The organism is Vreelandella sp. H-I2, from assembly GCF_052959335.1.
Genome location: NZ_JBRAMC010000007.1, coordinates 126,166 through 148,312 on the forward strand (window position 1 = coordinate 126,166; position 22,147 = coordinate 148,312).

Consider the following 22,147-nt stretch of genomic DNA (forward strand, 5'->3'; position numbering starts at 1 on the left):
GCGCATCAGCAGTGATTAACATATTAGGAACGACCATGAATATACGCGATACTTTTACCCTCTGGGGCCCTACCAGCTTGGCAGTTTTATTAGCCGCAAGCTTAGCGAGCCCCGCTTTTGCGCAACCGACTGACGAGAAAGCCGATAGCCAGGCACAGGAAATCAGCATCGACGCCGTCGACAGCGCCGTTCAGGTGTCTGATCAGAATGAACTGCCCCGTGGCCACTTCCGCCTTCCTGAAAGCGGTGACGTGATTGGGAAGCGTTATACCGTCGTTGTCGAAGACCCCGAGCAAACACTGATTGATATCGCCCGTCGACATAATATTGGCTATGAAGAGATCCGCATGGCCAACCCCGATGTCAGCCTATGGGTACCCGGTGTAGGTACCGAAGTAGTGATCCCCGCTCAGTACATATTGCCGCCTGCCCCGCGCGAAGGCGTTGTTGTGAACCTCTCTGAGCTGCGGCTTTACTATTATCCTGCGGACAAGCCCGGCATTGTCGAAACTTATCCGGTGAGCGTAGGTCGTGAAGAGTTCGCCACACCCGTAGGTATAACTCGCACCACGGTTAAAGTTAAAGACCCCGCCTGGGCGCCGCCTGCTTCCATGCGTCGCGAAGCGGCCGAACGCGGCGAACCAGCCCCTTCCGTAGTACCGCCCGGCCCTGACAATCCGTTAGGCGAGCACGCGATCCTGCTGGCCATGCCGAGCTACTTGATTCACGGCACCAACCGCCCTGATGGTGTCGGAATGCGCGTAAGCCGTGGCTGTATTCGTATGTACCCAGAAGACATTGAATCGCTTTATGAGCGTTTACCGAGTGGCACTCAAGTTAATCTGATAGACGCTCCATTCAAAGCAGGCTGGACAGCCGATGGCACGCTGTTCGTGCAATCATTTCCTCAACTGGAAGAAAACGCGGAAGGCTTTGAGCCACTGCTCATCGCCATTGAGCGGGTCAATGAGCTTACTGACGAAGATATTGAAATCGACGCCGAACAGATACAACGCGCCGTCGAAACGCCGGACGGCCAATTTGTTGCACTCTATGGGCCTCAGGCACCTGAACCCGAACCTGAACCCGTTGAACTGATCGATGAGATTGAACTAAGCGCCACCCCCGCCGCTGATAAAGACGCCTAGACAAAATTGCAGCAACAAAAAACCCCGCCGAGGCGGGGTTTTTTGCGTAGCTAGCGGCAAAAGAAGCTTGCCTAACATTTTAACTTACTTACGCCATACTAACTACACCATCCTCCAGCAGCTACCAAGATAGTCTAGGACATTCTCAATAGCCCAAGCAGAATTACTTCTGCATGGAACGCTGGAATTGACGGCTCATTTCTTCACGGTTCTGCTCAGACATCTGCAGAGCAGCCTGCGCATCGCGCTGTGCTTGATTAGCAGTGTTCATAGCTTGTGAAGCCATGCTGCGTGCTTCTGCTGCGTCAGCCTGTGCAGATTCTGCAGTCATGCGAACTTCTTCCAGTGCGCTGGTAGAAGCACAGCCAGCTAGGATTGCCAGTGAAGCGGCAGCAGCAGTCATCTTCAGAGTAGTTTTCAAAGTCATAATGTTCTCCTTGAGTCGTCCTTGGGTACTACGTTTAGGGTATGACAAAAATAAGACTAAAAGCTAAGCTTAAATTTGTCTACCTGCGGTGCAGGTTCTTTACAATGACTTGTGCCATAAAGCACGCAAGCCAAACGCCGTTTTATAATAGACCACAGCGGTTGTCTATAGCCACTTGTTTAAAACCTCGAACTTCCTTCAACGGCAATAGCTTAACGGATCACTACCCGGGTGCCAACACCCACCAAATCTGTTAAGCGGTCAATTTGCTCGTTAGTAACGGCCACACACCCTTGGGTCCAGTGAAAACGCCCATGTATATCGGGATCGGCACTACCCAGACCATGGATACCAATCGCCCCACCTAGGACCGTATCTTGCGGCGGATGTCCGTTACGACGGTAGTAATCGAAGTAATTTTCATAATCTGCTTGGGAATAAATTCCCTTTTCTAACGCCATTCGTGCATGGGGCGGTGTTGGAAAATCAATGCCCATAAAAGTGCGCCATTGGCTTTGATAATTAAAACGATTGATACGAAACTCACCCTTTGGGGTCACGTTATCACCGCGAACCCGCTGGGTCTTCGCCCCAGAACGCCCTAGAGAAATAGGCATAAAACGCTCAACCAGCGCACTTCCACGAAATACGCTAAGCGTTGCCTCTTTATCATCAACCAATACCCAAAGCTCGTTACTATGGCGCGGTAAATGAGCGCGAGTAAGCATTGTTTCGATAAGATCAGAAGGGCCAGCTTGGCTAGGTGCATTAACAGCTGCGCTGGCAACTGCAGGCCAGCTCAGCGCCATGGCTAAAAAACGACGGCGATTTACAGGAATCATGGTATTTCTCGAAACAAATTGGCCGTTACAAGTCCGATTAGGCGCATCTGGAGGCTGTTATACCCTATTCCCATACCGGCTGTTAGTGATTTCGTCATCTCTGGCATTAAATGCTTTGCAACTCTTCCATACTGGCCATCATATGGCGTATTTCTGAATTATGCCCTTCGGCTAGCGAATCAAAGAACTCTGCTTCGGGTTTAATTCTCGAACGTAAAGCACGATGCTCATACATCGCTTGTAAGCGCTCATGGGCGATGGTGGCAGTTTTCATCGCATCTTCGAGAGAACCTAAAACAGTTTCCTCTGCTATTCGATCCAATTCGGGCGGCTCAGGAAATTCACTTGATTCATCGAACCACGTTTCTAATATCTTAGAATGGTCGGTACCGTCGTTAAACAGGTCTTCAAGCCCCGTTTTCATTTGCAATTCGCGGCTAGCTAAGTAATCCAACCCCATTTTTAAGCGCTCATTATCTGCCTTATCAGCGGCCTCACTGTACTGACGCGCCATCCGCGCATGAAAACCTGCCGCCCATTCGACTAAATCTTTAATTTGGTTATAGCGCATCATGATCTCCTTTTCGTGGTGCTTACTTGACCATTGAGCAATAAGTCTCTTACCACTCTAGGCTGGTTTCGCGCAGAGCTTCTATTTCGCGCTTGGCATCCTGAAGCTTATCCAACAATTGTTGACGTAAATTCGCTTGACCACCCACTGTAATCATAGCGGGATTATGCGATGCGCGCCGCGCAGCACCTTCATCACTATGCAGGCGCTCAAGCTGGCCAGCCAGCCAATTCAACCAACTCTCCGGCTCAGCCTTTAAGTCGCGCAGGCGCTGCAGCTCTGCCAAGGCCGGGCCATCACTTGCCAGCAACACATTCCAGCGGTGTTCTGACAAGCGCGCATGTTCGGTGACTTCGCGCAAAAGCGACTCTAATGCCAGCTCAAAGAGAGCCAAAGCGCCTTCCTCCAACGCCATCTGACGTGAGGGAGTATGCTCATCTTCTCCCACTGAGGAAGTGGCTAGTAGCTCCGCCTGATAGAGCAACTGGTTGGTTCGAGACCGTGCATTCACTTACGCTTATCCTCCACGTGCCATTTACCGGCTTCAAACATGGCTTTCCAACCGGTAGCTTTACCCTCTTCATCTGTCATCACGTACTGCTCTTTGCTCTTACGTGAATAACGGATTTGAGCGGGTCGGCCATCTGGATCTTCACTGGGCGCTTTGAGAATAAAGTGATATTTCTCAGGCAACTCATCAGCATGCGCTTTCAGTTCTTTCACCAGTGGCGGCCGCGTTTCGCGATTTTTAGGAAATTTGCTCGCCGCCAAAAATAAGCCGCTTGCCCCATCGCGCAGCACGTAATGGTCGTCCACATTTTGACAGGCCAACTCCGGCATAGGGATGGGGTCCATTTTCGGCGGAGCCACTTCACCGCTCCTCAACAATTTGCGTGTGTTTTTACACTCGCTATTGGTGCACCCAAAATACTTGCCAAAGCGACCTGACTTCAACTGCATTTCAGAGCCGCACTTATCGCACTCAATCACCGGGCCATCGTAGCCCTTAATCTTGAATTTGCCGCTTTCCACTTCGTAGCCGTCACAATCGGGGCTGTTACCACAAATATGCAGCTTGCGAGTTTCATCAATCAGGTAGTTGTCCATCGCTGTACCACACTTGGGGCAACGACGCTTGGCCCGCAGTGCATCAGTTTCAGCCTCTTCACCCGCATCTTCGGCTACCGACTCTTCACCGGGAATCAAGTCAATAGTGGTTTTGCAACGCTCCTTGGGTGGCAAATTATAGCCGCTACAGCCCAAGAACACGCCTGTAGAAGCCGTGCGAATTTGCATATGGCGGCCACACTTTGGGCAATCGATATTGGTGGGCACCGGCTGATTGGGACGCATGCCATCGTCGCTTTCAGCTTTAGCAAGCTCGTCACGGAACTCACCATAGAAAGCATCTAGCAAGGCCTGCCAGTTACGCTCACCTTCTGCGACTTCATCCAGACTATCTTCCATACGAGCAGTGAACGAAAAGTCCATTAAATCAGGGAAGGACTCCTTCAACCGCTCAGTAACGATGTCGCCCAGTTTCTCCGCATAAAAACGGCGATTTTCCAACTTTACGTAACCGCGATCCTGGATCGTGGAGATGATTGATGCGTAGGTGGAGGGGCGACCAATCCCCTGCTTTTCGAGTTCTTTAACTAGGCTTGCTTCAGTGTAACGCGGTGCGGGTTTAGTAAAATGCTGTTGAGGGTCGAGCGCCTCCAGCGCCATGGAAGTGCCTTGAGGCAAATCAGGCAAGCTCTGGTCTTCATTTTTACCGCTGGGTTTCATCACCCGGGTATAACCATCAAATTTCAGCACGCGGCCTTTAGCACGCAACTCATAACCATCGACCTCGACGGTGAGCGTACTAGACAAATACTCAGCGGGAGTCATCTGACAAGCCACAAACTGACGCCAGATCAGCTCATAAAGGCGTTCTGCATCGCGTTCCATACCGGCCAGATCCGACGCTTTACGCTCAACGCTAGACGGACGAATGGCTTCGTGAGCCTCTTGGGCGCTCTCTTTGCTACTGTAACGATTAGGCGCTTCTGGCAGATAGCGCTTACCGAACTCATCACCAATGTAACTACGCACGCTTTCTACTGCATCTTTCGAAAGATTGGTGGAGTCGGTGCGCATATAGGTGATGTAGCCCGCCTCATAAAGGCGCTGGGCCATGGTCATGGTTTTCTTGACAGAAAAGCCTAACCGGCCACTCGCCGCCTGCTGCAACGTCGAGGTGATAAAGGGTGCCGTGGGCTTTGAACTGGTGGGCTTGTCTTCCCGTGAGGTAATCGCCAGCTTGACTTTTCTAAGCTGTTCAATACGCGCCAGAGTGTCTTTTTCGGAGGTGGGCTTAAAGGCTTTGCCATCCTGACGAACCAGGGCAAAACGCACCAGCTCCCCTTCTGGTGAGGCTAAATCCGCGTGTACATCCCAAAACTCCTCGGGGATAAAGGCACGAATTTCACGCTCACGCTCGACAATCAACCGAACCGCGACTGACTGCACACGGCCCGCTGACAGCCCACGCGCTACTTTCGCCCATAATAGGGGCGAGAGCATAAAGCCCACCACACGATCCAGAAAACGTCGCGCCTGCTGTGCTTCTACGCGGGGTATATTCAGCGCACCAGGCGCCTTGAACGCATCCTGAATAGCGTTTTTGGTGATTTCATTAAACACCACGCGCTTGTAGCGGCTGTCGTCACCACCGATAGTCTCGCGCAGGTGCCAAGCAATGGCTTCCCCTTCGCGGTCCAAATCCGTTGCGAGATAGACAGCGTCGGCTTTCTCAGCCAACTTTTGTAGCTCGGCCACGACCTTTTCTTTTCCGGGCAGCACCTCATAGCGAGCTTCCCAGCCATTATCGGGGTCAATCCCCATCCGCCGAATTAGCTGATCTTGGCTTTTACGCTTTTTATATTCTGCTTTCTCTTCCGCCGACATCTTGCGTGTCGCTGCGGCCTGGCGCGCGCGCTCCTTAGGGTCGGAGGCTGCCTTACCTGAGCCGCTGGTCGGCAGGTCACGAATGTGACCCACGCTCGACTTGACGATGAAATCGTTGCCGAGATATTTATTAATCGTCTTCGCTTTAGCCGGCGACTCGACGATGACCAGTGACTTGCCCATAGTGCTCCACTTTCCTAATGCACGGACTGTCTGCGCGTGCTCTGAATTCGGTGCCGTATCGCTGGAATGAACCAGTCTATAAAAAAGATACGGATGAAAAAATGCGCCTACCCTACCCCAGCCTTTGGCTAAGCGCTAGTAGCAACCAAGTAGCAGAGAGTTTCCTTAGATTTCAGATAAAGAGTAGCTAGACACTAGACTGCCACCAGCATTACAGCAACCCAAAAAGTACTAAGACAAACAAAACGCCCCCACCAAATAGGCGGGGGCGCTGTAAGCTAAAGCATTGTTTTAGCGGTCACGCGGTGTCTTTCGACGCTCAGCAGCACGCTTGGGCTTAGCTGTTGATTCAGATGATTCAGAGCCCGATTTGCTAGCGTTATCCGATGTCGGCTTTGGTTCTTCTGCCGCTGGTGAAGGCGTAGCCGCTGCCGTTGCTTCTTCCTTGGCGCCTTTGGGTTTAGCAATCGCCTCGGCTTTTCTGGGCCTTGCCTTGTTAAACAGTGCTTTAATTTGAGCAAAGCGCTCAGCAGCATGCTCTGAAAGCTCACCACTGGCGGCGAATACATGCTCAAGATGGCTAATATAGCCGTCAATATCGTCGTTGCTTTTTCCAGCCAGCAGATTAGGCAGTGAACTCAATGCTGCTTCACGATCCAATTTTAAGATAAAGAACTGCTCACGTACTAAGCGCTTAAACTCGCTCAGCTCAATGCCAGGCTCAAGCTCAGCACGCGAGGCGCGCAGACGTTTGAAGTTACGCTCATCTGTCGCCGGAGCACCGCCCATTACATAAATGAGCGAACGCATGACCGCTTCATGGGCACTGCCATGAGCGATTTTTTCACGTAATGCTTCTTGACGCTGCTCAACAAAGCGACGATGTTCAGGTTCAGCTCCAGGACGACGGCGATGTACATGTGCATCTCCGTAAAGGCCTACGGCGGCTTGTAATAGCGGCTGGCCATAGATATCCATGAACATTTTTTCGGTACTGCTATCGCGCAGATCACGCATCGCATTGAGACTAGCGACCAATTGGTCAGACCCCATGTTTTCAAACGCTTTAAACAGATTGTCCTGTGACACCGGGTGGCGATTTTTGCGCACTGCATCCGCCATGACCGGTAACGGAACGGAAAGGGGGTTGCGATCAGAGAGCAATTTGTAACCCAGGCGGATCGGGTGCATGCGACGAATCAAGCGAGCCGCCTCGGGAGTCATTGTGGCTTTTAGCCAGGGCTGTATAAACAGCCGATACATCCCTAGATTAATTTCTGAAATACGGGCCACGGTAGCAAAACGACGATCATCCTCGGGCTTGTGCTTGACGGCGCTATCCAGCTCAGTGAAATCACGTGACATGAATTCAAGCAGGTATTCACGCTCGTACAGTTCAGGGTCTTCGCCTTCCTCGGCAGGCGTTATCGCCGTTTCGTATAAGCCTGGCGGTAATACATCAATGTAATCCATGTTCGCGGTGAACTCGGTATGTTCTTTACGCGAAACACTTCCCGATACAAAAATACCTAAATGGCCAGTCGTATCGTGCTGGCAATAGACGATGGTCTGGTCATGAGCAATGATATCGTCTACATCTTCGTATAAATCACGGATCCAACCCAACGCTTGAGGCGGTGGCGTAATGTCATCACCACGCGAGCAGAACACCACAACAGGGGAACGTACATTGCGAAGATCAATTCGACGCCCATCACTGGTCACCAGTTGTGCCGTAGAGAGACGATTGCCAATGAATAAGTTATCGACAATGTATTGAATCTCTTCACCGCCTAGTACAACGTGACCGCCCCACCAGCGCTCGAACTCAAGGTAGCGGCCCGCTTCTGTGTCGATATTGTCATAAAGATGATACTGCTTTTTCCAATACGTATTGGCTGGGTTAAGACGCTCAAAGTTCTGAACCAACCAGGCACCATCAAACAGACCATTACCAATATCCGTAGTGAGCGCGGTAACCCAGCTTCCTCCCGTCATACCACCGGTATAACGCATAGGCGCTTTGCCGTGTTCGCCGGCCCAGTAAGAGAGCGGTGCACCGGCAATCAGAATAGGACCAAACACTTCCGGTTCTAGGGCTGCGGCCATCATTAGTTGCCAGCCCGCCTGGCAATTGCCCACCACCATCGGCTTTTCGGTGGTCTCGGGATGTAGCTCAATGACGTGACGAAGAAACGCTATTTCCGACTCAACCACATCCTCTACCGTTTGGCCCGGCTCAGGAAATGGCAAAAAGCCAATGAAGTAGCAGGGGTGCCCTGCTTTGAGAGCCACACCCAACTCGCTGTCAGGTTTAAATCCACCAATCCCTGGCCCATGCCCCGCGCGCGGATCGACTACGACAAAAGGACGTTTTTGAAGATCGATTTCAGTCCCTTCGTGAGGTAGCACGCGTAGTAACTCATAGTTGGTTGGCCGCGGTAGCGTCCGTCCATCCACCAGCACTTCGGTATTAAACCCCAACACATTGGGCTTGGTTTGCTCCATATGTTCAAGGTACTGGTTGCCACGCTCGCGCATAACATCCCAATACAAAACACTTCGCTCTACACTATCGCGCCAATAACCAAACGCCGCGCGACCAAACCCGAAGGGATCGAAAAAAGAAGCGAGCGCTTCACTACCTGGTGCGCTTGTGGAACCATTTTGTTGCTCCAGCCATTCACCAGCAAAAGCGCTAGCAGGAAACATACTATTGGCGAGTGGGTTGGCAAGAAAATTCATAGGTTCTCCCATTGGGTTGATGCACCGGCCTCAGACCCGAAAACAATGATTCTGCAAAACGATGCTGCAATGCAATATAGTTTAGGCCACTACGCGCATGGCGTCGATCTTTAACCCTGAAAATTACCAAATATACAATTAATAGAGTCCATTTTAAGCAGTGTTAAAAATTCGGTGATAGCATGCGTTGCCCTGGCGATGACGCCTGATGTTGTTATTTCTCCTATCGCCAGTAAATAGTGCTCACCATGAGGTTGCTATGTCGTCCCCTAACCTGCTCAATCGCCTCACATTTCGGCAACTACAGGTTTTCCAGGCGGTGCACCGTCAACGCTCATACTCACGCGCGGCTGAGCAATTGGGGCTTACCCAACCAGCGGTAAGTGCACAAATGCGCCAACTTGAGCTGACGCTAGGGCAGCCATTGTTTAGATACGCAGGCAAAACGCTCCATTCACTCCCTGCTGCCGATACCCTCGCCCATTCGACAAGAGAAATTTTTGGGCAACTGTCACGCCTGCAAATGAACCTATCCGATATTAACGGCAAAATGAGCGGCGAACTTAATATCGCAGCGGTGTCCTCGGCCCAATATGTAGTGCCTTACCTGCTCGCCCGTTTCCGTGCGCATTATCCAGATGTACACGTTCGACTGAAGGTATGTAACCGTAGCCAGGCACTTGAAAGATTGTCTGAACAGCAAGACGATCTTGTCATTATGGCAATGGTCCCTGAAGACGACCGCTTAGTGGTAATGCCGATCCTTGATAACGAACTAATCGCTGTTGTCTGGCCGGAGCACCCGCTGCTTTCAATGCCCGAACCCTCGCTGGCAGACTTCGCCCGTCACTATGTCCTTATGCGTGAGCCCGGTTCTGGTGTACGTAACGCCTTTGAGCAAATGGCTGCCAATCAGCAGGTCGCGTTATCCCACTGTATTGAACTAGGGACCAATGAGGCGATTAAAGGCGGTGTAATGGCGCACTTAGGTGTCGCGGTACTACCACGCTTGGCGGTACAGCTTGAACTTGAGCAAGGGTTACTTTTTGAGCTGGGATTGCCTGACTTCCCTATCCACCGTTCCTGGTGCACTGTATACACCCGCGAACGGCTTCCTACGCCGGTTGCTGAGCTCTTCCTGAGTTTTATCCGTGAGCATTTACCCGACTACCGCCGCCATTTTCAAGCGCCTTCCAGCCCGCTACCCAGCCACGGTGTCGCCTGCCTCCCCATGCTTGTACCCTAGGGTGCTGCGATGTCCCACGGTGTGTCCCGTTGACAGCGAGATATGTTATATTAGTCACTATTAGCACGATAAAATATTGGTCGTACCACCTATCAGTCGGCAGGCCATATAGGGGTTTTCCACCCGCTTACGAACCCGGCCTACCGCACAAAAGAGAGGCTCTGTCCCTATGAGCAATAACCCCTCGCAGCGCGTGTCTAGTGGTGAAAAATACCGTAACGAACATGGCACGGCGGCGATCAAGGATGGCATGAAGCAGCGCAAAGCGCAGGCAGAAGCCCCTTCACTTGAACGCAAGCCCAAATGGCTGCGAGCCCAGATCCCCGGAGGGGAGCGCTTTGAGGCGGTCAAGAAAAACGTCGCTACCCACCGACTAAGCACCGTTTGCGCAGAATCTCATTGCCCCAATATGGGCGAATGCTGGAGCAACGGCACAGCAACGATCATGCTGATGGGCTCGGTATGTACCCGCGCCTGTCGTTTCTGTGCGGTGGACACCGGCAACCCTAAGGGCTGGCTAGATCATGAGGAGCCTGAAAATACCGCAAAATCGGTGGAGTTAATGGGGCTTCGCTACATTGTGCTCACCTCAGTAGATCGTGACGATCTCGATGATGGCGGCGCAACGCACTACGCTAACTGCATTCGTGCCATTAAAGCCCGCACGCCGGAAGTCGTCGTTGAGGCCCTAACGCCTGACTTTGATGGTGAACTCGCGGCTGTCGAGCGTGTTGTCGATTCTGGTCTGGAAGTATTTGCCCAAAATGTGGAAACGGTCGAACGTCTAACAGGCCGTGTGCGTGACCGGCGGGCAGGTTATCGCAAAACACTTGATGTGCTTGCCCATGCGAAACGCTACCGTCCTGATATCATCACCAAAACCAGCCTGATGCTGGGATTGGGTGAAACGGATGAAGAGATCCTACAAACGTTTGATGATCTTCGTGAAATTGGTGTGGATATTGTGACACTTGGCCAGTATCTGCGCCCGACCAAAAATCACTTGGCGGTAGAGCGCTGGGTGACACCGGAAGAATTCGATCGCTATCGGGTCATTGGCTTGGGCAAAGGCTTTATGGAAGTACCTTCTGGCCCACTAGTGCGCTCCAGTTACCGCGCTGACCGTGTATTCGAGAAAAACAACTTGGGCCTAGCCTCACCGGCAGCTATTCCGGGACAGGACCAAGCTGTAGATCCAAACCTTATTCCCGCGTTGAACGTCGGCTAAAAAATTTATCGGCAGATGGCTTGCCGCTATTGAGATAAGAAAAATTGTGCTCTATGAGAGCACAATGCAATCTTTATAATGGCGAGCTATCAATACTGACCAAGCCGCGTTTTAGCTGTACGGCTAACGCGTCAGCCAATTGCCGCCCTACCCCATGATCGCTTGATAGAGACACGAAATCGGCCAGCCTTGCCATAGGCATACCGGCATAGCCGCAAGGGTTAATGCGAGAAAAAGGCGCCAAGTCACCATCTACATTTAACGCCACCCCATGGAAGCTCGCACCACGCCGTATACGTAGTCCGAGGGAGGCAATTTTCGCCTCACCTGACGCTGTTGTAACGTAGACACCGGGTGCATCAGGACGCGCACGAGCGCTAACGCCATAATTGCTTAAAACATCAATCACCGCGTTCTCAAGCGCAGTGACTAAATCACGCACACCAATTTTACCTCGCCGCACGTCCAGCAATGGGTATAGCACGACTTGTCCAGGTCCGTGATAAGTAACTTGCCCGCCCCGGTCGGTGTGCACGACCGGAATATCACCAGGCAGCAGTAAATGTTCTGGCTTGCCAGCCTGCCCTTGGGTAAACACCGGTTCATGCTCTACTAACCAGAATTGATCCGGTGTTTGCGCATCGCGCGTATCGGTCAGTGCGCGCATCGCCTCCCAAACTGGCAAATACGCTTGGCGCCCCAAATCATGCAGCCTAATCGGCGTGGTATCGTCCACGATTACACCACCATATGAACACGACCGGTGGCCTTGAGGTCATCAAAAAGCGCTTTAATATGCTGCTCTCCGGTCGCCCTAATCACCACACGAACCGACTGGAAACGTCCTTTTCGGCTATCTACCACTTGCATTGTTGTGGCGTCAAAGTCGGGCGCGTGGCGGACAATCACCTGACACACACAAGCCGGAAAGTCCTCGGCGGCATCACCGACGACTTTTAACGAGTAATCACAGGGAAAAGTGATTTTAGGGGGTTCTTGAGCCGCTGGTTGGCGTAAATCGCGCAGTCCCTGAGGAGTACCTTTTTTCATAGCAAACCCATCGTTACAGATACAAAATCACCGGTCTCGTCTTACGCAAAGGTTAATCGGTAAAGCGACTAACCAGACCACTAAAGAAACGCTGCACCTGATCAAACAGGCGCTTGAAGAGACCGCCCTCTTCAATGTTTTCCAACGCCACTAGACGACGCTCACCGACCACTTCTTCACCCAAGTGAACTTCCAGCGTGCCGACTTCATCGCCAATAGCAATCGGCGCCTGTAAGTCTGAGTTAAGGTTAAGGCGTGCGCGCAATTCTTCATTGCGGTTGCGTGGCAGTGTCATAAAGACTTCTTCGTCCACACCAACTCGCAGCTCGTTAATATCGCCCCCCCAAACACGCGGCGTTGCCAATACGGCACCCCGTTCATACAGTTTCATCGTCTCGAAAAAACGGAAACCATAGCTGAGCAGCTTTTGAGTTTCCTGAGCGCGAGCCTCGTCAGAATTAGTGCCCATTACGACGGAAATCAAGCGCATATCATCGCGCTTAGCCGACGACACCAAGCAGAAACCCGCTTCTGTTGTCCAGCCCGTTTTCAGGCCATCTACTGAGGGGTCACGCCACAGCAGGCGGTTACGGTTAGGCTGATCAATACCGCCGTAAGAAAAAGTACGCTGCGAGTATATTTCGTAGTGATCGGGGTAATCATTAATGATGTGCTGGGATAGACGCGCCATGTCATGGGCCGTCGAGTAATGATTCTCGCCCGGCAAGCCGGTGGCGTTCTGGAAGTTAGTATTATTCATGCCCAAACGCGTTGCATGCTGATTCATTAGATCTGCAAACGGCGCTTCACCACCCGCTAAATGCTCTGCCATGGCGACACTGGCATCGTTACCAGAAACAATAATGATACCGTGGAGCAGATCATCTACCGAGACTTGATCGCCCACTTCAATAAACATTTTTGAGCCGCCTGTACGCCATGCGTTCTCACTAATGTTAATCATATCGGTCAAATTGATCGTACCGCGATCCAGCTCGCGCTCAACCAAATAGGCAGTCATCAGCTTGGTCAGGCTCGCAGGCGGAAGTCGCTCATCTGAATTATGCTCTGCCAAAATTCGCCCGCTGTTAGCATCCATGAGTATCCAAGAACTCGCCGCTAACTGGGGAGGAGAAGGAATAATTGTCTGCGGCTGCGGAATGACCTGAGCAGAGGCAGGGACGGCAACCGTCGCCATCGCAGCAAAAAGGCACAGGCGCGCAGAGCGACCAATGGATGTAAACACGTTCATAACGTCAGTCTCACTTACTTGAAAGCTTACTAGCAAAGCTTATTTTTAAAACAGGGCGGCGCGTAAGACGCGCCACAAGGAATAAATAGGGGAGGGATTATCGCACAACAAAGACCTGGGGGAACCCTGCTTGACGCAGTGTTTCGCGAGCCTGGGACTCTTGCCCCGGCGTAATGGGCCCCACTTGAACGCGATACACGTCAGCGTCACTCATAATCCGCACTGCGTGTGGCTGTTCAGTTTGCAAACGTTGCTGTAACTGCTGGGCACCTTCTGGATTGCCTAATGCCGCAATCTGGAGATAAACCGCATCGTCTACCTTACCCTGGCTGGGCGAGTGCAATGGTTGTGAAGCAGGCACTTGCGTACCCTGCGCTTGCCCAGCAAGTGCGGGAGAGGCATTTGAAGCATCACTGGGAGCTTCAGGTGCTCTTTCAGGTGCTCTTGCCTGCCCAGTGTCGTTACCGCCCTTGCCGCGCTCGGCCAACCACTGCTCGGGATTTATCGCTTCCACTTTGACGGAGCCAGTACCATTATCGAGGAACCCAAGCCTTGCCGCAGCTGCGTAGGAGAGATCGATTTCACGATCACTATGAAAGGGGCCACGATCGTTTACCCTGACAATCACTGACCGCCCATTATCCAAACTAGTAATCCGTGCGAAGGTAGGTAACGGTAGCGAACGATGCGCCGCCGACATTTTATACATGTCGTAGATCTCACCGTTAGACGTTGCGTAGCCATGAAATTTTTCGCCATACCAAGAGGCTGTACCGCGCTTCTCATAGCCAGTTGCATCAGGCAGCACGTGATAGGTTTTACCCCACACTTCATAGCTAGAACGATTGCCTGCTCGGGATGGTTGCTCAATGCGCGGTTCTGCGTCAGGCACTTTGGTAACATCCGGCGGCTCAACTGGGTAGGCATCACCACTCATGGCATAGCGACCACCGCTGGTGCCGCCCGCCTGAGAAGCAGCATGAGCCGATTGGCTGGCAGCACTGGGCGCATCCACTCGCTGAGTTTCGTGACTGGCACAGCCACTGACCAGCGTAAGCAAGGCGAGCAAGCCACCTGCCCGCTGGGACACTGTGACCGGGGAGCTTTTCAACCACAGCTTTGCAAAACAGGGCTTTGTAAAACGGGGCTTCGCAAAACGGGACTTGGAAAGTTTGCTATTCATGTCTCGTCCTTGTTCAGCTCGGCAATCGCTTCTGCCAACTCAGCTATGGCCATAGCATAAAGGTGGCTGTGGTTGTAGCGGGTAATCACGTAAAAATTGTACTCACCAAACCGGTATTGGGTCTGTCCATCGGCGTATTCAAGCGCTAACGGTACGACCAATAAATTATCATCGAGCTGCTTGCGCGGCTCAAACCCGTGCGCCTCAAGCTCAGCAACACTCACCTCAGGCGGTGACGTTTGGTTAAACGAGAGTTCTTGCATTAGCTCTACCGGCAATACAGCTGGACCACTGGCTTGATGGTAAATATCAGCGCCCGGCTGCCAGCGGTGCTCGGCAAAATAATTGGCGACACTGCCAATAGCATCGACCGGATTTTCCCAAAGATCGCGGCGCCCATCGTCATCAAAATCCACGGCATAGGCTTGATAACTGGTGGGAATAAATTGCGGATACCCCATAGCGCCCGCATAAGAGCCGCGTAACTCAGTGGGATCAACTTGCTGCTCGTAGGCTATTTGTAAAAACGCTGCTAGCTCACCACGAAAAAAAGTGCCTCTGGCCGGATGATGAAAAGCCAGGGTGGCTAGCGAATCTAGCACACGATGCTGGCCTTTATGCCGACCATAATAAGTTTCTACGCCAATAATGGCGGTAATAACTTCCTCGGGCACACCATAAGTGGCTTCGGCTCGCGCCAGGGCATCAGCATGCTCATCGATAAACTCAACGCCTTCTTCAATGCGCTGCTGGGTTAGGAAAATCGCGCGGTACTCATGCCACTTTAGACGCCGCTCAGCAGCCCCTTCCATAGCATCTAGCACACTCTGGGTATAATTCGCCTGCCCCAAGGCTTCTTCTAACCACGCTTGTGGCAGCCCTTCTTCCATCAGCTCTTTCATCAACGCTTGGCTTTCAGCATTCTGCTGGGGCGCAAAGTGCTGGGAAGCGGCGTGTTGACTACCCTGAGAAGGCTCACCGGCCAATACCATTGGCGCTACCCAGCACATCAACGTTGCTAGCATAAAGCTGCTCGTCTTTCCTTGAACCTTGCTCATTGGCTCTCCACTCGCGAACAATAAATTCCAGAACTATTAATTCCAGAACTCTAAATTCCAGAACTATCCACACTCAAACCATCCATTCCGGAACTATTCATTCCTGAAGCTTACATTTATGAGCAGCTCACGCGTCGAACTGGCCAAATTTCAACTAGCGGGATAGCAACCGACGATGGGCATGTATGGACATGAGAATACCGAAACCCGCTAATAAGGTCACGCTGGAGGTGCCACCAAAACTAACCAACGGCAACGGCACTCCCACCACAGGTAGAATGCCACTCACCATCCCCATGTTGACAAACACATAGATAAAAAAGGTTAAAATAATACTACCCGCGACTAAACGCCCAAACGTATCTTGAGCAGCACTTGCCATCCATAAGCCGCGGCTCACAATTAATAGATACAGGAACAGCAACGCCAACATTCCCACCAAACCAAACTCTTCACCCAAGACAGCAATAATGAAATCCGTATGCCGCTCCGGCAAGAACTCTAGTTGGGACTGGGTACCTTGCAGCCAACCTTTCCCCCATAGCCCACCGCTACCAATGGCGGTGGTGGATTGAATAATGTTCCAACCCGAACCAAGCGGGTCGCTTTCAGGGTTTAAAAACGTCAACACCCGCTGACGCTGGTAATTGTGCATGTTCATCCAGAGCACGGGCACGCCCGCAGCTCCCAGTGCCGCAATGAAACCGATCAAACGCCATGATAAACCCGCTAGCAGAACCACAATTAGGGCAGCACTGGATACTAACAATGATGTACCCAAATCAGGCTGGATCGCTGTTAATACAACGGGTACGCCGATAATAATTCCGCACACTACAATGTCGCGCAGCCGCGGCGGCAGCTCACAGCGGTTAAGATAGGCCGCTACCATTAACGGGGCTGCCAGCTTCATCATTTCCGATGGTTGAAAGCGTATCACGCCAGGAATCTCAAGCCAGCGTTTGGCCCCCATGCCAACATCACCCACCACATCAACGGCAATCAGCATGGCAACGCCGACGCCATAGGCTAGCGGAGCAAAACGTAAAAAAGTAGAAGGTGAGAATTGAGCGATAATCACCATCCCTACCAATGCGATGCAAAAACGCACGCTTTGAGCAATGACGGCGTCCATGGATTGCCCTGAAGCGCTGTAAAGAACGATCAAACCGCTACTCATCAATAATAGAAGCAAGCCAAGCAACCAGGGGTCGAGATGGATTCTTTCCCAGATACTTTTACGCCGGGCGATTCCGCTTTCGGGCGGGCGTACAGGATAACCACGCATGGAACGAGTTATATACTGCCAAGGCATGGTTTAGTTACCCTCCACATTGGCATTATCTTCCTCAAGCACTTCACGCACTTCCTCTGCATCGGGGGCGTCATCTTTCAACAGCCAAGCATCGGTCATGGCACGTGCTAAGTGGGCAGCATGGGTACTGCCGCCCCCGGCATTCTCGACAATGACGGATACGGCAATTTGAGGGTCTTCTAACGGTGCAAAGGCCATAAATAAAGCATGGTCGCGAAGGCGCTCCGCTAACTCGTCAGCGTTGTAGCGCTGGTCCTGGCCCAATGAAAATACTTGTGCGGTGCCTGATTTGCCCCCCATACGGTATTCAAGGCCCACGCCAGTTCTACGGGCAGTGCCTTCACTACCGCTGATTACTTTCTCCATACCGCTGAACACCCTATCCCACCAGTTATCGTTGGCTAGCTGAATATCATCCAGCGTATCCGGCAGGTCTTGTGGCACGGGGGTATCGCCAATCTGACGGGCCAACCTGGGTTTCACCCAATGGCCGCGATTTGCCAACGTCGCAGTGGCACTAGCAAGCTGAAGAGGTGTCACTTGCCAATACCCCTGTCCAATACCCACTGAAAGCGTTTCACCAGGGTACCACGGCTGGTTAAAGCGCCCGCGCTTCCAATCGCGAGAAGGCATCAAAGCGTTGCTCTCACCTTGCACGTCATGGGCCACGCGCTGGCCAAAACCAAAATTGCTCATCCGGTCATGTAAATTATCAATGCCTAAATCATGCGCCAAGGTGTAATAGTAAGTGTTATTGGAAACGGCGAGAGAGCGTTCCATATCGACACGACCATGCCCCCAGCGCAACCAGTTGCGGTAGCGGCGGGAGTCGTTAGGAAGTTGATAATACCCAGGGTCATTAATCGTGCTATCAGGAGTGATCACCCCTTCGACCAAACCGGCCAAGGCCAGAAAAGGCTTAATCGTAGAACCGGGGGGGTAGTGGCCGCGAATAGCACGATTAAAGAGAGGCAGATCAAGATCTTCCTGCAACCCACGATAAGAAGCAACGTCAATCCCGGTGACAAACTGGTTACTGTCGAACCCAGGTGTCGACACCATGGCAAGGATCTCGCCTGTTGCAGGCACAATGGCCACAATAGAGCCGCGGCGACCATTAAGTAGCTCATAGGCTAACATCTGAAGCGACTTATCCAACGTTAGGGTCAAGTTCTCCCCTGGCACAGGATCGGTTCGATCAAGCTCACGCAATACCCGGCCACGGGCATTAGTTTCTACTTTACGCAAGCCTGCCTGACCGTGCAGCTCCTCTTCGTAAAACCGCTCAATCCCCGTTTTACCGATAAAGTGGGTACCTGCATAGCGTCCCGCATCCAGTGCTTCCAACTCTTCGGCGTTGATACGACCAACATAGCCCAGAGCGTGTGCCATTATTTCTGCATCGGGATAAAATCGCAGTGGCTGGGCTTCTATCTCAACACCAGGCAAGCGATGGCGATTAACCGCCAAGCGGGCAATCTGGTCTTCGCTTAAGTCGCTGGTCAGCAGAGCAGGCTGGAAGGGGCGCTGGCGTTGGCGTGATCGAACATTGAACGCCTCAATCTCTTCTTCAGGTAGCTCAAGCAGCTCTACCAGTAGCGCTAGCGTTTCATCCAGGTTATCGACACGCTCACGGACGAGCGTTAGGTTGTACGTTGGGCGGTTTTCAGCCAATAGCACGCCATTACGGTCATAGATCAACCCACGGTTAGGGGGTAGCGGCTCAACACGAACCCGGTTATTTTCGGAGCGCGTGCTATACATATCATGTTGGACGATTTGTAAATAGACGAGGCGTCCCATCAACAGGCTTGCAAGAGTTAACACGACTAAAACGGCGAGCAGCGCTCTAACACGAAAAATACGCAATTCTTGTTCAGAGTTTTTTAGCGTATTGGGGCGCTTGAGCATGGCAACAATGACTCTCAAATCAAACAATTAAATCAAACAAAGGGCGCAACAGGCCGCAAACAGTGATTACTCACCATTCAGCCATTAGCGGTGATAAGGATGACCTACCAGTAGTGTCCAGGCACGGTAAAGCTGCTCAGCCAGCATAATTCGTACTAGCGGATGAGGCAGCGTCAGCGGTGAGATCGACCACTTTGTATTGGCCATCGCCGAAAGCGAAGGTTCAAGACCATCGGGTCCGCCGACAAGCAACACGACCTCTCGCCCAGCCATTCGCCAGGCATCAGCTTCCTGAGCCAGCTGCTCCGTTGTCCATGGCTTGCCCTTGACTTCCAACGCCACCACATATTCGTCGCCACGCAGCTTATCGCGAATACGCTGCGCCTCTTGGGCGCGCGCTTTTGCGATATCTGCATTTTTACCCCGCTGGCCGAGCGCTATTTCTTCTATCTCAAGGTTGAAATCTCTCGGCAGCCGCTTGCGGTAAGTTTCGACGCCCTCTTCAACCCAAGATGGCATTTTGCTTCCCACCGCTAACAGCCGGATCCTCATGACATGCTGGCTCGCTCTTGAAAACGCTCAAGCGACTCTCCAATAGAACCCGAATCACTCGGCAGATCGGCCCATAGCCGCTCTAAGTCGTAGAGAGTCCGGGCCTCGGGCATCATGATGTGCACCACCACATCACCCAGGTCAACCAGCACCCAATCAGCGTTATCGCCACCCTCCACGCCTAAAGGACCAAGCCCTGCGGCTTTAGCTTTTTCTACTACATTTTGTGCCAGCGCGGCCACATGACGTGTCGAAGTGCCGCTGGCAATCAGCATGAGGTCGGTAACCTCAGTTAGTTTGGCAACATCCAATTGGGTAATGTCACGTGCTTTCAGTTCTTCTAGCGCGTCAACCGCTAAATTTTTCAATGTATCGATGTGCATGACTCCTAAAGACAACCTCATTGGGTAATCGGTCGATAAAGCCGGCCATTGTAACGGCTTCTTTGATGACTGCCAGCGCTAATCGCGCTGTTGATAGAGTCTACCGTACTCAATGGCCTCTTCGACGGGGGCTGGCACTAAATAGCGCACACTTTTCTTCTCTACCAAACACTGACGAATGTAGGTTGCAGAAATCGTCATTTGCGATGGCAGTTGCAGCGGCAAATAGCCCCCACAGGGCCGCTGCATCAACTTTTCTACACTATCGACTCTACGATGCTCCACCAGTTCCATTAACGATACTGGTAGCGGATCGTTGTAGTCAGGCCTGGCAATCACTACCAGATGAGCGAGCTCAAACAGGCGTTCAGGCTGGTGCCATTGCGTTAGACGTAAGAAGGCATCAAAGCCGATGACCATCACTAGACGGGACTGATAACCGTATTCAGCCCGCAATTCGGCAAGCGTATCGGCGCTATACGAGGGGCCTTCCCGCTTCAGTTCACGATCATCTGCGACCAGCCCAGGCGTGTCGCCAATACCCGCTTTTAAAAGCGCCAATCGTTGTTGTGCTGAGACCTGAGGTTGGCCGCGTAATGGCGGCTGTTGAGCGAGTATCATATGCAGCCGATCTAACGACAGCGCTTCATGCACTTCTAGCGCGCTGCGCAAATGACCTAGATGTACAGGGTCAAAAGTGCCGCCTAACATACCGATACGTTGCCCTGACTGACTCATACCACCCCCTTATTCGCGCACCTGGCCATCACCAAACACGACATACTTTTGAGTGGTTAGTCCCTCAAGCCCTACAGGCCCACGGGCATGAAGTTTGTCGGTTGAAATCCCAATTTCTGCGCCCAGCCCGTACTCAAAACCATCTGCAAAACGGGTAGACGCATTAACGATCACGGAGCTGGAGTCGACTTCCGCCATGAAGCGCCGCGCCAATGAGTAATCCTGGGTAACAATCGCATCCGTATGATGAGAGCCATATTGTTCGATATGGGCAATGGCTTCATCGATGCCCTCGACAACTTTGATCGCCAGCACAGGCGCCAAATACTCAGCATACCAATCCGCCTCTACCGCTGCCGTCACCTGGGGTAGGAGTGCTTGAGTACGCTGACAGCCACGCAATTCCACATCATGTACGGCATAAGCGCGAACCAGTTCAGGTAACAATAGATCCGCAATCGGTGCGTCGATCAGCAGTGTTTCCATTGTATTGCAGGTACCGTAACGATGCGTTTTTGCATTGACAGCGATGGCTAACGCTTTGGCAGGGTCGGCGGTGGTATCGATATAAACATGGCAAACACCATCAAGGTGCTTAATGACCGGCACCCGTGCGTCACGCGATATACGCTCTATAAGTGACTTACCGCCCCGCGGAATAATGACATCAACATATTCCGGCATACTGATTAATTCCCCCACCGCCGCTCGGTCGGTGGTGGCCACCACTTGGACACTACCTTCAGGCAGCCCCACATCGGCAAGCCCCGCTTGAATACAGCTACTAATGGCTGCATTTGATGCACTGGCTTCCGACCCGCCGCGTAAAATGCAGGCGTTGCCCGATTTCAAACACAGACTGGCAGCTTCCAATGTCACATTCGGACGCGACTCATAAATAATGCCGATCACGCCCAGTGGTACACGCATTTTACCCACTTGAATACCGCTAGGCCGATAGCGCATATCGCCAATCTCGCCCACGGGGTCCGGCAAGCCAGCTACCTGCTGCAAACCTTCAATCATTGCGTCAATACGCGCATCGCTGAGAGCTAAACGGTCGAGCAATGCACTGTCCAAACCATTCTCGCGACCCCGTTGTAAATCTTCATCGTTGGCGTTCAGTATGCGCGCCCGCGCTTCTGCCAAACGCTGCGCAATGGCCAACAGTGTACGGTTTTTCAATCCTGTATCCGCCCGGCGCAGTTCGCTGGCGGCGCGACGTGCCGCCTGTCCCAATGCCTGCATATAGGCGGGCACATTACCGGCTGATAAGTGCTGATGGGCTTCGTCTTGGAACGGTGTCGAAACACTCATGCTGTCTCCGTGCGTCGTCGCGCATACTAAGTTTAAGGTATTCAAT

20 protein-coding genes are annotated in these 22,147 nt (G+C 52.3%); 3 read left to right on the forward strand and 17 right to left on the reverse strand.

Features of this window, described 5'->3' with window-relative positions; translation table 11 throughout:
- Positions 1-35 precede the first annotated feature (35 nt).
- On the forward strand, positions 36-1,148 hold the full coding sequence (locus tag ACUVOF_RS17435; protein WP_447045530.1) for a L,D-transpeptidase family protein: 1,113 nt from the start codon (positions 36-38) through the stop codon (positions 1,146-1,148).
- Between the two features lie 163 nt (positions 1,149-1,311).
- Here the strand turns inward: ACUVOF_RS17435 and ACUVOF_RS17440 are convergent, their stop codons facing one another.
- From ACUVOF_RS17440 to ACUVOF_RS17465, 6 genes are all read right to left on the reverse strand, one after another.
- Positions 1,312-1,575: an Lpp/OprI family alanine-zipper lipoprotein gene (locus ACUVOF_RS17440; protein ID WP_447045531.1), complete on the reverse strand. Its 264-nt coding sequence runs from the start codon at positions 1,573-1,575 to the stop codon at positions 1,312-1,314.
- Positions 1,576-1,787: 212 nt separating this feature from the next.
- The gene (locus tag ACUVOF_RS17445; protein WP_447045532.1) at positions 1,788-2,417 is read right to left on the reverse strand and encodes a L,D-transpeptidase family protein; all 630 of its coding nucleotides are present in this window, start codon (positions 2,415-2,417) and stop codon (positions 1,788-1,790) included.
- Between the two features lie 106 nt (positions 2,418-2,523).
- A complete protein-coding gene (locus ACUVOF_RS17450) occupies positions 2,524-2,988 on the reverse strand; it encodes a 2-hydroxyacyl-CoA dehydratase (RefSeq protein WP_447045533.1) in 465 nt (154 codons plus the stop codon).
- A gap of 49 nt (positions 2,989-3,037) precedes the next feature.
- Positions 3,038-3,499, reverse strand: a complete 462-nt coding sequence (locus ACUVOF_RS17455; RefSeq protein ID WP_447045534.1) for a DUF6586 family protein — start codon at positions 3,497-3,499, stop codon at positions 3,038-3,040.
- Entirely contained in the window at positions 3,496-6,123 is a 2,628-nt protein-coding gene (gene topA / locus ACUVOF_RS17460) for a type I DNA topoisomerase (protein ID WP_447045535.1), read from the reverse strand. The genes ACUVOF_RS17455 and topA overlap by 4 nt, the downstream gene beginning before the upstream one ends.
- Positions 6,124-6,414: 291 nt before the next feature.
- Positions 6,415-8,868, reverse strand: coding sequence for a DUF3141 domain-containing protein (locus ACUVOF_RS17465; RefSeq protein ID WP_447045536.1), 2,454 nt, complete (start codon positions 8,866-8,868; stop codon positions 6,415-6,417).
- Between the two features lie 259 nt (positions 8,869-9,127).
- Between ACUVOF_RS17465 and ACUVOF_RS17470 the strand changes: the two genes are divergently transcribed.
- Together ACUVOF_RS17470 and lipA are read left to right on the forward strand one after the other, a co-directional pair.
- The gene (locus ACUVOF_RS17470; protein ID WP_447045537.1) at positions 9,128-10,114 is read left to right on the forward strand and encodes a LysR family transcriptional regulator; all 987 of its coding nucleotides are present in this window, start codon (positions 9,128-9,130) and stop codon (positions 10,112-10,114) included.
- A gap of 169 nt (positions 10,115-10,283) precedes the next feature.
- Positions 10,284-11,342, forward strand: coding sequence for a lipoyl synthase (gene lipA / locus ACUVOF_RS17475; RefSeq protein ID WP_447045538.1), 1,059 nt, complete (start codon positions 10,284-10,286; stop codon positions 11,340-11,342).
- Positions 11,343-11,415: 73 nt separating this feature from the next.
- Here lipA and lipB read toward each other — a convergent pair whose 3' ends face one another.
- The 11 genes from lipB to ACUVOF_RS17530 form a co-directional block, all read right to left on the reverse strand.
- Positions 11,416-12,078 (reverse strand): lipoyl(octanoyl) transferase LipB, encoded by a 663-nt coding sequence (lipB, locus tag ACUVOF_RS17480; RefSeq protein WP_447045539.1) that lies wholly within the window; start codon positions 12,076-12,078, stop codon positions 11,416-11,418.
- A 2-nt stretch (positions 12,079-12,080) separates the two neighbouring features.
- Entirely contained in the window at positions 12,081-12,392 is a 312-nt protein-coding gene (locus tag ACUVOF_RS17485; protein WP_113269596.1) for an HP0495 family protein, read from the reverse strand.
- A 52-nt stretch (positions 12,393-12,444) separates the two neighbouring features.
- A complete protein-coding gene (locus tag ACUVOF_RS17490; protein WP_447045540.1) occupies positions 12,445-13,644 on the reverse strand; it encodes a D-alanyl-D-alanine carboxypeptidase family protein in 1,200 nt (399 codons plus the stop codon).
- Positions 13,645-13,741: 97 nt separating this feature from the next.
- Entirely contained in the window at positions 13,742-14,827 is a 1,086-nt protein-coding gene (locus ACUVOF_RS17495) for a septal ring lytic transglycosylase RlpA family protein (protein ID WP_447045542.1), read from the reverse strand.
- On the reverse strand, positions 14,824-15,885 hold the full coding sequence (gene mltB / locus ACUVOF_RS17500; RefSeq protein WP_447045543.1) for a lytic murein transglycosylase B: 1,062 nt from the start codon (positions 15,883-15,885) through the stop codon (positions 14,824-14,826). The genes ACUVOF_RS17495 and mltB overlap by 4 nt, the downstream gene beginning before the upstream one ends.
- A gap of 154 nt (positions 15,886-16,039) precedes the next feature.
- On the reverse strand, positions 16,040-17,200 hold the full coding sequence (gene rodA, locus ACUVOF_RS17505; protein ID WP_447045544.1) for a rod shape-determining protein RodA: 1,161 nt from the start codon (positions 17,198-17,200) through the stop codon (positions 16,040-16,042).
- 3 nt (positions 17,201-17,203) lie between these two features.
- The gene (gene mrdA, locus ACUVOF_RS17510) at positions 17,204-19,111 is read right to left on the reverse strand and encodes a penicillin-binding protein 2 (protein WP_447045545.1); all 1,908 of its coding nucleotides are present in this window, start codon (positions 19,109-19,111) and stop codon (positions 17,204-17,206) included.
- An 84-nt stretch (positions 19,112-19,195) separates the two neighbouring features.
- Positions 19,196-19,663 (reverse strand): 23S rRNA (pseudouridine(1915)-N(3))-methyltransferase RlmH, encoded by a 468-nt coding sequence (gene rlmH / locus ACUVOF_RS17515; RefSeq protein WP_447045546.1) that lies wholly within the window; start codon positions 19,661-19,663, stop codon positions 19,196-19,198.
- On the reverse strand, positions 19,660-20,046 hold the full coding sequence (rsfS, locus tag ACUVOF_RS17520; RefSeq protein ID WP_447045547.1) for a ribosome silencing factor: 387 nt from the start codon (positions 20,044-20,046) through the stop codon (positions 19,660-19,662). The genes rlmH and rsfS overlap by 4 nt, the downstream gene beginning before the upstream one ends.
- A gap of 78 nt (positions 20,047-20,124) precedes the next feature.
- Complete coding sequence (nadD, locus tag ACUVOF_RS17525; RefSeq protein WP_447045548.1) at positions 20,125-20,784, reverse strand: nicotinate-nucleotide adenylyltransferase; 660 nt, start codon at positions 20,782-20,784, stop codon at positions 20,125-20,127.
- Between the two features lie 9 nt (positions 20,785-20,793).
- Positions 20,794-22,101: a glutamate-5-semialdehyde dehydrogenase gene (locus tag ACUVOF_RS17530; RefSeq protein WP_447045549.1), complete on the reverse strand. Its 1,308-nt coding sequence runs from the start codon at positions 22,099-22,101 to the stop codon at positions 20,794-20,796.
- Between the last annotated feature and the right edge of the window lie 46 nt (positions 22,102-22,147).

Excerpts from the sequence above, each read along its gene's own strand:
- lipA (WP_447045538.1), top strand. The coding sequence starts at position 10,284 with ATGAGCAATAACCCCTCGCAGCGCGTGTCTAGTGGTGAAAAATACCGT.
- ACUVOF_RS17490 (WP_447045540.1), bottom strand. The coding sequence starts at position 13,644 with ATGAACGTGTTTACATCCATTGGTCGCTCTGCGCGCCTGTGCCTTTTT.
- mltB (WP_447045543.1), bottom strand. The coding sequence starts at position 15,885 with ATGAGCAAGGTTCAAGGAAAGACGAGCAGCTTTATGCTAGCAACGTTG.
- ACUVOF_RS17485 (WP_113269596.1), bottom strand. The coding sequence starts at position 12,392 with ATGAAAAAAGGTACTCCTCAGGGACTGCGCGATTTACGCCAACCAGCG.
- ACUVOF_RS17450 (WP_447045533.1), bottom strand. The coding sequence starts at position 2,988 with ATGCGCTATAACCAAATTAAAGATTTAGTCGAATGGGCGGCAGGTTTT.
- rodA (WP_447045544.1), bottom strand. The coding sequence starts at position 17,200 with ATGCCTTGGCAGTATATAACTCGTTCCATGCGTGGTTATCCTGTACGC.
- ACUVOF_RS17470 (WP_447045537.1), top strand. The coding sequence starts at position 9,128 with ATGTCGTCCCCTAACCTGCTCAATCGCCTCACATTTCGGCAACTACAG.
- rlmH (WP_447045546.1), bottom strand. The coding sequence starts at position 19,663 with ATGAGGATCCGGCTGTTAGCGGTGGGAAGCAAAATGCCATCTTGGGTT.
- ACUVOF_RS17440 (WP_447045531.1), bottom strand. The coding sequence starts at position 1,575 with ATGACTTTGAAAACTACTCTGAAGATGACTGCTGCTGCCGCTTCACTG.
- ACUVOF_RS17465 (WP_447045536.1), bottom strand. The coding sequence starts at position 8,868 with ATGAATTTTCTTGCCAACCCACTCGCCAATAGTATGTTTCCTGCTAGC.
- ACUVOF_RS17530 (WP_447045549.1), bottom strand. The coding sequence starts at position 22,101 with ATGAGTGTTTCGACACCGTTCCAAGACGAAGCCCATCAGCACTTATCA.
- rsfS (WP_447045547.1), bottom strand. The coding sequence starts at position 20,046 with ATGCACATCGATACATTGAAAAATTTAGCGGTTGACGCGCTAGAAGAA.
- ACUVOF_RS17445 (WP_447045532.1), bottom strand. The coding sequence starts at position 2,417 with ATGATTCCTGTAAATCGCCGTCGTTTTTTAGCCATGGCGCTGAGCTGG.
- mrdA (WP_447045545.1), bottom strand. The coding sequence starts at position 19,111 with ATGCTCAAGCGCCCCAATACGCTAAAAAACTCTGAACAAGAATTGCGT.
- topA (WP_447045535.1), bottom strand. The coding sequence starts at position 6,123 with ATGGGCAAGTCACTGGTCATCGTCGAGTCGCCGGCTAAAGCGAAGACG.
- nadD (WP_447045548.1), bottom strand. The coding sequence starts at position 20,784 with ATGAGTCAGTCAGGGCAACGTATCGGTATGTTAGGCGGCACTTTTGAC.
- ACUVOF_RS17435 (WP_447045530.1), top strand. The coding sequence starts at position 36 with ATGAATATACGCGATACTTTTACCCTCTGGGGCCCTACCAGCTTGGCA.
- ACUVOF_RS17495 (WP_447045542.1), bottom strand. The coding sequence starts at position 14,827 with ATGAATAGCAAACTTTCCAAGTCCCGTTTTGCGAAGCCCCGTTTTACA.